9 protein-coding genes, 2 tRNA genes and 1 other annotated feature are annotated in these 11,716 nt (G+C 42.6%); of the genes, 8 read left to right on the forward strand and 3 right to left on the reverse strand.

Annotated elements, in window-relative coordinates:
* Positions 1 to 5 precede the first annotated feature (5 nt).
* Genes clpX through ABE613_RS10865 form a run of 4 tightly spaced genes read left to right on the forward strand, consistent with a single transcriptional unit; the run spans position 6 to position 3,968 of the window.
* Positions 6 to 1,427 (forward strand): ATP-dependent Clp protease ATP-binding subunit ClpX, encoded by a 1,422-nt coding sequence (gene clpX, locus ABE613_RS10850; RefSeq protein WP_347376371.1) that lies wholly within the window; start codon positions 6 to 8, stop codon positions 1,425 to 1,427.
* Positions 1,428 to 1,475: 48 nt separating this feature from the next.
* On the forward strand, positions 1,476 to 3,182 hold the full coding sequence (locus ABE613_RS10855; protein ID WP_347376372.1) for a S8 family peptidase: 1,707 nt from the start codon (positions 1,476 to 1,478) through the stop codon (positions 3,180 to 3,182).
* A 36-nt stretch (positions 3,183 to 3,218) separates the two neighbouring features.
* Positions 3,219 to 3,509, forward strand: a complete 291-nt coding sequence (locus tag ABE613_RS10860) for a hypothetical protein (RefSeq protein ID WP_235232606.1) — start codon at positions 3,219 to 3,221, stop codon at positions 3,507 to 3,509.
* Positions 3,510 to 3,968: a signal peptidase II gene (locus ABE613_RS10865; protein ID WP_235232605.1), complete on the forward strand. Its 459-nt coding sequence runs from the start codon at positions 3,510 to 3,512 to the stop codon at positions 3,966 to 3,968. It abuts the gene before it with no gap.
* A 49-nt stretch (positions 3,969 to 4,017) separates the two neighbouring features.
* Here the strand turns inward: ABE613_RS10865 and ABE613_RS10870 are convergent, their stop codons facing one another.
* The 3 genes from ABE613_RS10870 to ABE613_RS10880 form a co-directional block, all read right to left on the reverse strand.
* Positions 4,018 to 4,950: a D-2-hydroxyacid dehydrogenase gene (locus ABE613_RS10870; RefSeq protein ID WP_235232604.1), complete on the reverse strand. Its 933-nt coding sequence runs from the start codon at positions 4,948 to 4,950 to the stop codon at positions 4,018 to 4,020.
* A 62-nt stretch (positions 4,951 to 5,012) separates the two neighbouring features.
* Positions 5,013 to 5,083 (reverse strand) — tRNA-Gly (locus ABE613_RS10875).
* A 15-nt stretch (positions 5,084 to 5,098) separates the two neighbouring features.
* Positions 5,099 to 5,173 (reverse strand) — tRNA-Pro (locus ABE613_RS10880).
* 266 nt (positions 5,174 to 5,439) lie between these two features.
* On the opposite strand from ABE613_RS10880, the gene ABE613_RS10885 reads away from it, so the two are divergent.
* From ABE613_RS10885 to ABE613_RS10900, 4 genes are all read left to right on the forward strand, one after another.
* Positions 5,440 to 6,303, forward strand: coding sequence for a C39 family peptidase (locus tag ABE613_RS10885; RefSeq protein ID WP_235232603.1), 864 nt, complete (start codon positions 5,440 to 5,442; stop codon positions 6,301 to 6,303).
* 122 nt (positions 6,304 to 6,425) lie between these two features.
* Entirely contained in the window at positions 6,426 to 9,005 is a 2,580-nt protein-coding gene (gene clpB, locus ABE613_RS10890) for an ATP-dependent chaperone ClpB (RefSeq protein ID WP_347376373.1), read from the forward strand.
* Between the two features lie 7 nt (positions 9,006 to 9,012).
* Entirely contained in the window at positions 9,013 to 10,239 is a 1,227-nt protein-coding gene (locus tag ABE613_RS10895) for a Y-family DNA polymerase (protein ID WP_235232601.1), read from the forward strand.
* 115 nt (positions 10,240 to 10,354) lie between these two features.
* On the forward strand, positions 10,355 to 11,224 hold the full coding sequence (locus ABE613_RS10900; RefSeq protein ID WP_347376374.1) for a YitT family protein: 870 nt from the start codon (positions 10,355 to 10,357) through the stop codon (positions 11,222 to 11,224).
* Between the two features lie 54 nt (positions 11,225 to 11,278).
* Positions 11,279 to 11,528, forward strand: a binding site (T-box leader).
* The last annotated feature ends 188 nt before the right edge of the window (positions 11,529 to 11,716 follow it).

The raw sequence follows: 11,716 nt of genomic DNA on the forward strand, positions 1-11,716 counted from the left end.
ATAACATGTCTGAACAGGATAATAAGAATGATATTGAAAAGGTAGAGGCTACAGTGGAAGATGTAGAGAATACCAAAGACCATGAGGATGAATATGAGAAGATCTGCTTTGTCTGCAGACGCCCAGAGAGTATTACGGGCAAGATGATTGATCTGCCGAATGGAATCTGTGTATGTAATGATTGTATGCAGAAGAGCTTTGATGCTATGACGAGTGGACAGATTGATTTCAGTCAGTTGATGAATATGCCGGGAGTGCAGATTCTGAATATGGCAGATCTGGAACAGGCTGTTCCAAAGAAGCAGAAAGTAAAGAAGAAAAAAGAGGGAGAGGAGAGAAAACCTCTGATTGACATTCAGAATATACCTGCTCCTCATAAGATCAAAGCCAAATTAGATGATTATGTGGTTGGTCAGGAATACGCGAAAAAAGCGATGTCTGTAGCAGTCTATAATCATTATAAGCGTGTGGCAACGGATACGATGGATGAGATTGAGATTGAGAAGTCCAATATGTTGATGATCGGACCTACAGGTTCTGGTAAGACTTATCTGGTCAAGACACTGGCAAAATTATTGGATGTGCCGCTTGCGATTACAGATGCTACATCTCTGACAGAAGCAGGGTATATAGGAGATGATATTGAAAGCGTGGTATCCAAGCTTCTGGCGGCCGCAGATAATGATGTGGAGAAGGCGGAGCAGGGAATTATCTTTATCGATGAGATTGATAAGATTGCGAAGAAGAAAAATACCAGTCAGAGAGATGTCAGTGGTGAATCTGTACAGCAAGGAATGCTGAAACTTCTGGAAGGAAGTGATGTTGAAGTTCCGGTGGGAGCAAACAGTAAAAATGCGATGGTGCCATTGACTACGGTAAATACAAAGAATATCCTCTTCATCTGTGGCGGAGCATTCCCGGATCTGGAAGGAATTATTAAAGAACGTCTGACGAAGCAAGCGACGATTGGATTCGGTGCAGATCTGAAGGATAAATATAATAACGATAAGAATATTCTGAGTAAAGTGACGACAGAGGATCTGCGAAACTTCGGAATGATTCCAGAATTCCTGGGACGTCTTCCAATCGTCTTCACCCTTCAGGGGTTAAATGAAGAGATGATGGTCAAGATCTTAAAAGAACCTAAGAATGCGATCTTGAAGCAATACCAGAAACTTCTGGCGTTGGATGAAGTGAAACTTGAATTTGATGACGGAGCTCTGCAGGCAATTGCCAAAAAAGCGATGGAGAAAGATACTGGCGCCAGGGCACTTCGGGCAATCATCGAAGAATTTATGCTGGATATTATGTATGAGATTCCAAAGGATGACAATATTGGTCAGGTCATTATTACAAAGGAATACATAGAAGGAACCGGCGGACCGATCATTATGCTAAGAGGTCAGGAGGTCGCAAGAATAGAATAATCAGGAGAATACCTCATATATTTTATAAAAAGTATATGGGGTATTTTTATGAACAGAGAAGAATGTAGAGAGAGGATTCTCTCGCAAGATTATCGGGATTTTCTCGTGCCGTTCTATCGCGGGGAAGAGACTCTGAATGTACAGACAGAAGATGCATGTGTCCAGAATGCAGATTTTGGTTATCGTGTAATCTATGCTGATCATACGCTTCTGAAACCGCTGAATTATAGTAATTACTGGTATAACTCGATACCAAATTGTTATTCTCTTCTTGATATGGAGGCTTTGAATGCTGCCGGAATCAGTGCAGTACAAAATTATCCTACCCTGCAGCTGATGGGAAGTCAGATTATGATTGGATTTGTGGATACAGGAATTGATTATCGTAATTTGGTATTCCGGAATATTGATGGCTCTACAAGGATTGCAGGAATTTGGGATCAGACAATTCAGACCGGAAATCTTCCGGAGAACTTAGACTATGGAAGTGAATATACAGAAGATATGATCAATGAAGCTCTTCGTACGGAAGATCCTCTAGAGGTTGTTCCCAGCATGGATGAAGATGGACATGGAACCTTTCTTGCAAGTGTTGCAGCTGGTAGTGCGGATGTGCCTAATCGCTTTCTTGGCGCTGCGCCAGAGGCGTCAATCGGTGTAGTAAAATTAAAGCCAGCCAAGAATTATCTGAAAGAATTCTATGCGGTACGTCAGGATGCAGTTTGCTTTCAGGAAAATGATATTATGTTGGGAATGAAATATTTAAATCAATTGGCAAATAAAAAAAATATGCCGTTGGTTATATGTGTGGCCTTGGGAACGAATTTCGGCGGACATAATGGTACGACCCTTTTGTCATCCATGATTGATATATATGCTTCTATTTTGAACCGAAGTGTGGTGATCGGAACGGGAAATGAGGCAGTACAGAGGCATCATTATTATCATCAATTTCAGAGTATGAATGAGCAGACAGATGTTGAATTACGTGTAGGTTCTGGTGTAGGAGCGTTTGCAGCAGAGCTTTGGACGACACTTCCCAATGTAATGACCATCTCTATCACATCGCCGACGGGAGAACGCACAGGGCACATATCATTGAGGCAAGGCTATACTTATAGTGTCAATTTTATATTTGATAAGACAGAAGTGAATGTGGAGTACAGATTATTATTGGAAAATAATGATTCCCAGCTGATATTTCTTCGATTCAGGAACCCTTCTGCCGGAATCTGGACCATTAATGTGGAACCTGTACAGATGTTGGAGGGAGAATTTCATATATGGCTTCCAGTCGAGGAATTTCTGGCAGGTGAGGTGTATTTTCTTGAAGCAAATCCAGACACGACGCTGACGGAACCCGGAACAAGCAGAAATGCTATGACTGTAGCATACTATAATGGGAGGGAGAATGGAGTTGATATTAATTCTGGAAGAGGTTATACTAGAGATGGATTAATAAAACCAGATTATGCGGTGCCTGGAGTCGAAGTAACCGGAGCTGGGTTGAATGGAAGCTTTGTAACCAGAACAGGATCTAGTGTAGCGACAGGAATTGCTGCGGGAGCAGCAGCACTTTTGATGGAATGGATCTTAGAACAGCCGGAAGCGCGGGGAGTGAATTCCAGTCAGATAAGGAATATTATTCTTCTTGGAACAGATCAGCGTGCGATGGTAGAATATCCGAATCGAGAGTGGGGATATGGAACGATGAATCTATTCCAGTCGTTGGATACGCTCAGACGGTTAAAATGATGGCAGGATTCAGAAGATAAGAAGGAGACGATGAATATGGCAGATTTTTTTGAAGATTTAGGAAAGAAAATATCAGATGTAGCAGGCGAGATTGGGAAAAAGACAGAAGATACTCTGGAAATCCAAAAGATTAAAAGTAATGTACGTTCGTTAAAACGTGCGAATGAAAGAGATCTGATGGACATTGGACGTATGGTATATGACAAATTCCAGAAAGGTGAAGTCGCAGACACTGATTACATTACTTTGTGCGAAGAGATTGAAAAGCGCGAAGAGGAGATGGAAAAGCAGGAAGAAGAGATTGTAAGAATCAAAGAGGGAATGTAGATGCTTTCATGGATGACAGGGCTGTTTGCCGGTTTGCTTGGATTGGATGAACTGTTCAAACAGTATGTAGAAGAGAATCTGGAACATGGCGAACAGAAAGAATTTTGCGGTGGAAAGCTAGTTGTCCGCAAGGTCTATAACAGAGGATTCCTGTTGAATGCATTAGACCATCATCCAAAGGTCGTAAAAGGAGCTTCTGCTTTTGCCGGGCTGTCACTTTGGGGATATGATATCTTTGCTTTCTTGAGAAGAGGCCATTATCTGGAAAAGTTAGGCCTTGCTATTGCAAGTGCAGGTGCGGCAAGTAATATATTTGACCGACTGGTAAGAGGAAAAGTCATTGATTATATAGGTTTTCGTGTGGAAAATTCGTTTTTGGCGAAGCTGACGGCTAATCTTGGAGATTTCTATCTTGCAATTGGAGCATTCCTTACTGCGATAGGTAATATAAGAAAATAAAACACAGGCGGCATGATGCAATCGGTATTGCATCGTGGCGCCTGTTTTGTTATGCAAAATATTCTTTGATCTGTTCCAGAATAATATCCATTAATCGTGTTCTTGCTTCAATGCTTGCCCATGCGACATGTGGAGTGATAAACAGTTTTTTACTGTCCTTGATAGCAAGAAGCGGATTATCGGGACTCATCGGTTCTACACATAATACATCCAGACCTGCAGCAGCAATCTCTTTGCAGTTCAGTGCATCTGCCAGAGCTTGCTCGACGACGATAGGTCCTCGACCGAGATTCAAAAATATGCAGGTTGATTTCATCTTGTGGAACGCTGCACCGTCCATCAGATTCTCTGTATATTGATTCAATGGGGCATGGACGGAGATGATATCAGAGGTCATCAGTAAGGTGTCCATGTCTACCTGATGATAACCGTCTTGTGGAGCACTTCCAGATGGAGATGCGTAGATGATATGACAACCAAATGCTTCAGCAATGGAGGCAACTCGTCTGCCGATATTGCCCAGTCCGATAATACCCCAGGTCTTTCCTTTTAATTCATAAAAATGTTCGGCAAAATGTGTAAAAATCGTATCATTTACATAGTGTCCTTTTTTTACATAGTCATCATAATAGCGCAATTTCTCTAATAAGTAGAAAAGCATGGCAAAAGTATGCTGCGCAACAGATTCTGTGGAATATCCAGCTACATTACGCCAGGCAATGCCGCGACTGTCCAGATAATCTTTATCCAGGTTGTTAGTTCCTGTTGCAGTTACACAGACAAGTTTCAGGTTTTTTGCCTGTCCAATCGTAGTTTCGTTAATCTGAACTTTATTGACAACAAGAACATCAGCATCAGTGACTCTGGCAGGTACCTCATCAGAAGTAGAAAAAGCGTACTTTACAACTTCTCCCAGTTGGTCGTAGCCAGACAGATCAATATCATCTCCGATTGTTTTGGCGTCTAGAAATACAATCTTCATACATGTGCCTCCTTTTAATATTATTGATAATTTGAGCCCGTTGTAAAAAAGAGCATGAAAAAAGCGGGTGATGGGAATCGAACCCACGTATCCAGCTTGGAAGGCTGGTGTTCTACCATTGAACTACACCCGCATGTTGTTATAAATATCGGGGTGACAGGATTCGAACCTGCGACCTCCTGGTCCCAAACCAGGCGCTCTAGCCAAGCTGAGCCACACCCCGATGAAATTGTTAATTGAAATCACTCTCGTGAACGAGTTATATAATACCATCTTTTTTGAAAAAAGGCAAGAGGAAATTATCAAAGAATGTTAAAAATTTTTCAAATTTTTTTCTGGGACGGATTAAGAATTCTTTAAGTTGTCACATAACCACGGGTGGAGTATAATTACTGTCATGAAGTTTTGCAAACTGAGATTATGTCATCGGACATAGTTATGATATAGATTCATTGAATGATTTAGATCAACGAGAGGATGAATAACTAGATGTACCAGCAAAAAAGAAGAAAGAAATATTCTAAACGCAAGCAACAAGTAAGGCGTCAATTGCTAGTGATAGCGGGAGTCTTGTTAATGATTATCGTGGCTCTGGTAAGCTGCCAGATCCAAAGACATAAAAAAGAAGCAGAAGTAAAGGAAACCACGAAGATTACACAACAAGAAAAAGAAGAGAAGGAGACTGTAGAAACAGAAGCCCAGAGATTGGAGCGTGTAAAAAGGGAAGCCAAGGAAAATGGATATCCGGAAGGTGTCATCGATCTTCTGGGCAAGAATAAAGAAACGATTGATTTTGTAGAGGATTATGGCGAGAAAAAGGATGACCCCAGTGCTGATACCATAGGGGATGATCTGGAAGCAGGAGAGATTCCACAACTGATCCAATGGGATGAACGTTGGGGATATGCACCTTATGGAACAAGTATCGTGGCCGTCAGCGGCTGTGGACCTACTTGTCTTTCCATGGTAGCGGCAGGACTTAATGAAGACCCGTCGATTACGCCTGCCAAAGTGGCGGCATATGGTACGGAGAATTCTTATGTAGATGAGAATAATGATACTTACTGGAAATTCATGAGTGAGGCCGGAGCAAACTGGAATCTGTCCTGCTACGAGGGGTTGCTTTCGGAAGAACAGGTGAGCGCAGAACTAACAGCCGGACATCCAATTATCTGCAGTGTAGGGCCAGGAGATTTTACGAAAATTGGACATTTCATCGTGTTAACGGGGTATGAAAGTGGAAATGTTACGGTCAATGACCCGTTTAGCCAGAAAAACAGTGATAAGACTTGGGTATATGCAGAGATTGCAGACCAGATAAAAGCAATGTGGATTTATTCTTTGAAGGAATAGCTTTACATGATTTCCAAAAAAACTGAAAATATTAGCACTCAACACTTGACAGTGCTAACAAAAAGCGTTATTGTTATATCGTAAATAGAACAATAACGCTTTTTATATAGGAGGTTGTCAGTATGAATATTAATAAATTTACGCAAAAATCATTACAGGCTGTTCAAGGCTGTGAACGTGTGGCATTGGATTATGGCAACCAGGAGATTGCACAGGAACATCTGCTCTACACATTGCTGACGCAGGATGACAGTCTGATTCTCAAGCTGATTGAGAAGATGGGACTCGATAAAAGCAGCATGATCAATCGGGTGGAAGAAGCACTCGGGAAGCGCCCGAAGGTTCAAGGCGGACAGCAGTATGTAGGACAGGATCTGAACAATGCACTGGTTCATGCGGAAGATGAGGCAAAGCAGATGGGAGATGAATATGTTTCTGTTGAACATCTGTTTTTGTCCATTATGAAGTATGCAAGCAAAGAGATTAAGACGATTTTCCGGGAGATGGGAATCAGCAGGGAAGGATTCCTGCAGGCATTATCTACAGTCAGAGGCAATCAGCGCGTGACCAGCGATAATCCAGAGGATACGTATGACACTCTGAATAAATATGGTTCTGACCTTGTAGAACGTGCCAGAGAGCAGAAGATGGATCCAGTCATTGGACGTGATTCCGAGATCCGTAATGTGATTCGTATTCTGTCTCGTAAAACGAAGAATAATCCGGTTTTGATCGGAGAACCGGGAGTAGGTAAGACGGCAGTAGTTGAAGGCCTTGCTCAGCGTATTGTGCGTGGAGATGTACCGGAAGGCTTGAAGAATAAGACCATATTCTCACTGGATATGGGTGCGCTGGTAGCAGGTGCGAAATATCGTGGAGAGTTCGAGGAACGTCTGAAAGCAGTGCTGGAGGAAGTAAAGAACAGCGACGGCAGAATTATTCTTTTCATTGATGAGCTCCATACGATTGTAGGTGCAGGTAAGACAGACGGTGCCATGGATGCCGGCAACATGTTAAAACCAATGCTGGCAAGAGGAGAGCTGCACTGTATCGGTGCTACGACCCTGGATGAATATCGTCAGTACATTGAGAAAGATGCTGCACTGGAACGTCGTTTCCAGCCGGTAACCGTAGATGAGCCTACCGTGGAAGATGCCATTTCTATTCTGCGTGGACTGAAAGAGCGGTATGAAGTATTCCATGGCGTGAAGATTACAGATGGTGCTCTGGTAGCAGCGGCAACATTGTCAGATCGCTATATTTCCGATCGTTTCTTACCAGATAAGGCGATTGACCTGGTGGATGAGGCATGTGCCCTGATTAAGACAGAACTGGATTCTATGCCGACAGAGCTGGATGAACTGCGGCGTAAGATCATGCAGATGGAGATTGAAGAGGCTGCACTTAAGAAAGAAGATGACCGTCTCAGTAAGGAACGGCTGGAACACCTGCAGCAGGAGCTTGCAGAGCTTAGAGAAGAGTTCGCAGGAAAGAAAGCGCAATGGGATAATGAGAAGGTTGGAATCGAACGAGTTCAGAAGATTCGTGAAGAGATAGAACAGGTCAATAAAGAGATTGAGAAAGCGCAGCATTCTTATGATCTGGAGAAGGCAGCTGAGCTTCAGTATGGAAGGCTGCCTCAGTTGCAGAAGCAGTTAGAAGCGGAGGAAGAGAAGGTAAAGGATGAAGATATGTCTCTGGTTCACGAAAGTGTAACCGATGAAGAGATTGGGCGAATTGTATCTCGATGGACTGGGATTCCTGTGGCTAAGCTGAATGAAAGTGAGAGAAGCAAGACTTTACATCTGGCAGATGAACTGCATAAGCGTGTTATCGGACAGGATGAAGGTGTGGAGCTGGTAACCGAAGCAATTATCCGTTCAAAAGCCGGAATTAAGGATCCGACAAAACCGATTGGTTCTTTTCTGTTCCTTGGTCCTACCGGTGTAGGTAAGACAGAGCTTGCCAAGGCGTTGGCAGAAAGCCTCTTTGATGACGAGAACAATATGGTACGAATCGATATGAGTGAGTATATGGAGAAGTACTCGGTGTCTCGACTGATCGGAGCGCCTCCGGGATATGTTGGATATGATGAAGGCGGTCAGCTTACAGAGGCAGTTCGCAGAAAACCATATTCTGTAGTGCTTTTTGATGAGATTGAGAAAGCGCATCCAGATGTATTTAATGTATTGCTTCAAGTATTGGATGACGGACGGATTACGGATTCACAGGGACGTACCGTGGACTTCAAGAATACGATTCTGATCATGACCTCTAATATCGGCTCTTCTTATCTGCTGGACGGTATTGATGAACAGGGAAATATCAGTGAAGCAAGCCAGCAGGCAGTTATGGAAGAATTACGGGCACATTTCAGACCGGAATTCCTGAATCGTCTGGATGAGACGATTATGTTCAAACCATTGACGAAAGATAATATTTATGACATTATTGACTTATTAATAGCAGATGTCAACAAGCGTCTGGATGACAAAGAGATTCAGATTGCACTTACGGATGCGGCAAAGAGTTATATCGTGGATGCCGGTTATGATCCAACTTACGGAGCACGTCCGCTGAAGCGTTATCTGCAGAAGAATGTGGAGACTCTTGCTGCAAAATTAATGCTTCAAGGGGATGTGGGTGCACAGGATACGATTGTGATAGACGTGGAAAATGGCAGACTAACGGCAAGGAGTTAGGTCGAAAGTGTCAATCATATTTCATATCGATGTAAATTCCGCTTATCTTAGCTGGACAGCGGTAGAACAATTGAAAAATGGCGCAGAAGTAGATCTTCGGACCATTCCGTCCATTATCGGCGGAGATCAGAAGTCCCGGCACGGAGTGGTTCTGGCGAAGTCTGTTCCTGCGAAGAAGTATGGCATTCGTACGGGAGAACCTGTTGCGAATGCCTTTCGCAAGTGTCCTAATCTTGTGACAGCGCCGCCAGATCATAAGTTATATCATCAATATAGTGAGCGGCTGATGGTTTTTCTGAGAAGTTACACGGATCAGATTGAACAGGTCAGTGTGGATGAGTGTTATATGGACTTTACAGAGATCGCCGGAAATTACAGTTCCCCGGTAGAGGGAGCCATGGAGATCAAGAATGAAGTGTACCGAAGATTTGGCTTTACTGTCAATGTGGGAATATCCAGTAATAAGCTGCTGGCGAAGATGGCATCTGATTTTGAAAAACCGAATAAAGTGCATACGTTGTTCCCGGAAGAGATTCCGGTGAAAATGTGGCCGCTTCCGGTACGAGAATTATTCATGGCGGGCCGCTCCAGTGTGGAGACACTGAATAAACTGGAAATCCATACGATCGGAGACCTTGCCAATACAGATCCCGCCATATTAGAATTGCATTTGAAAAGCCACGGGAGAAAACTGTGGGAATTTGCCAATGGGATGGACGAGTCCAGGGTAGAGAAGGAGAAAGCAGAGGCCAAGGGAATCGGAAATTCCGTGACGTTGCCAAAGGATGTCGAGACGGAAGAGGAAGCCGGTAGGATTCTGAATGAACTGGCGGAAAGTGTTTCCAGAAGACTTCGGAATGCCGGACAAAAGGCAGGAATGCTGAGTGTGGAGATCAAATATCACACATTTACAAGCGTATCTCATCAAAAGCAGGTGGAACAGGCTATCAATCAGAAGAAAGACATATATATGGCGGCAATGCAATTGTTCCGAGAGTTGTGGAATGGCGAACCAATCAGATTATTGGGAATCCGAAGCTCGAAGCTTGTCGAAGAGAGCGAGCCGCAGCAATTAAGTATTTTTGACATTCCCGTCAAATCCGAAGAAGAGATCCGGCGAGAGAAAAAAATTGCCAGATTGGATGCCGCTTTAGATAAAGTGCGCAAGAAATATGGAAAAGAGATTGTACAAAAAGGACAAACTTCTGCTGGTGGTGTTGACAAAAAAATTTGATAAAGATATACTGATAATCAGAAGAGCAGATGCGAATTATATTTATTATAGTTTGTAGCTGTTCTTTTTTGCGTTAATATGGGTATTTTGCTATGAAATAGAAGGAGGTTTTCGCATGAATCAGACAAAAGTAAAAGAGCTGGCGATGGATATTTTGGTGGATGTTGTGGCTGGCATGGTTATTGCAATTGGAGTTTATAATTTCGCATTAAATGCGAATTTTCCGGTGGCCGGATTTTCCGGAATCGCAATTATTCTCTATCACTTATTCCGAATCCCGGTAGGTATCGGAACAATCTTACTGAACATTCCGGTTTCCATCTTCTGTTATAAATTTTTAGGAAGAACATTTTTCTTAAAATCCGTGAAAAGTATGATTATATCATCTATCTTAATGGATTATGTAGCACCAATGTTCCCTGTATACAATGGAAGCCGTCTGCTTGCTGCGTTATGCATGGGGGTTTTATGTGGGATTGGCTACGCTGCAATATTTATGCGTGGTTCTTCCACCGGCGGCCAGGACTTTATATCAATGGCAATCAAGAAAGTAAAGCCGCATATGACACTTGGAGTCATCACATTCGGTTTTGATATCTGTACGATTCTCCTGGGAACGATTCTGGTCTTTAAAGATGTAGACGGACTGATTTATGGAATCATAGTTACCTATTTGATGGCAATTGTGATGGACAGAATCATGTACGGTATCGATGAAGGAAAGATGACGTTGATCGTGACAGAACATGGAGATGAAGTCGCAGAACAAATCGACGAATATTCCGGCAGAGGCTCCACCATTCTTCAGGGAATGGGAAGCTATTCGAAGAAAAAGAAAGATGTTGTAATGTGTGCATGCAATAACAAACAGATGTATACAATCAAAAAGATGGTCCGACAGATTGACCCACAGGCCTTTACGATTATTATGGAGTCAAACGAAGTAGTAGGAGAAGGATTCAAAGAAGAAATAAGCGAAATTTAAAAGTCATCTCTTGACAAATATAAGAAAAAGACCTATACTTCACTGTAGTAAAGAGATAAATCGATGAACAAGAGAAGTAGATAAAGATATTTATTCCCAGAGAGTTGCCGGTGGTGGGATGGCAGCAGTAAGAGTCTTTATTGAATGGACTTGTGAGAGCAGTTTGAAACCGTATTCGGGAGTAGATGCTGACGGGAGCCCTATCCGTTATCAACAGGGTATGTATGATAGTACATAATTGAGAGGCCGGTAATATGGCAATTTGAGTGGTACCGCAGAAGAATTTGAAGCTTTTGTCCCTTGTAGGAGGGATGAAGGCTTTTTTATTATGATAAAAGTCCCCGAGAGTCTATTTATCTCTGAAAAATATATAACTTCTCGGAATCTCAATGAATGAGATTCCAAGCGAAAATTGACAACTGAATATCGTGCAGGAAAAGAAATTTGCGAGAAATGGACATAAACATTGGACATAGAGGATACTATGCCTTG

Origin of the sequence: Dorea chungnamensis, assembly GCF_039832125.1 — a bacterium.
Classification (GTDB): Bacteria; Bacillota; Clostridia; order Lachnospirales; family Lachnospiraceae; genus JAFBIX01.

What these genes read in the sequence shown, in the direction of transcription:
- ABE613_RS10860 (WP_235232606.1), top strand. Translation starts at nt 3,219, where the DNA reads ATGGCAGATTTTTTTGAAGATTTAGGAAAGAAAATATCAGATGTAGCA.
- ABE613_RS10900 (WP_347376374.1), top strand. Translation starts at nt 10,355, where the DNA reads ATGAATCAGACAAAAGTAAAAGAGCTGGCGATGGATATTTTGGTGGAT.
- ABE613_RS10885 (WP_235232603.1), top strand. Translation starts at nt 5,440, where the DNA reads ATGTACCAGCAAAAAAGAAGAAAGAAATATTCTAAACGCAAGCAACAA.
- clpB (WP_347376373.1), top strand. Translation starts at nt 6,426, where the DNA reads ATGAATATTAATAAATTTACGCAAAAATCATTACAGGCTGTTCAAGGC.
- ABE613_RS10870 (WP_235232604.1), bottom strand. Translation starts at nt 4,950, where the DNA reads ATGAAGATTGTATTTCTAGACGCCAAAACAATCGGAGATGATATTGAT.
- clpX (WP_347376371.1), top strand. Translation starts at nt 6, where the DNA reads ATGTCTGAACAGGATAATAAGAATGATATTGAAAAGGTAGAGGCTACA.
- ABE613_RS10865 (WP_235232605.1), top strand. Translation starts at nt 3,510, where the DNA reads ATGCTTTCATGGATGACAGGGCTGTTTGCCGGTTTGCTTGGATTGGAT.
- ABE613_RS10855 (WP_347376372.1), top strand. Translation starts at nt 1,476, where the DNA reads ATGAACAGAGAAGAATGTAGAGAGAGGATTCTCTCGCAAGATTATCGG.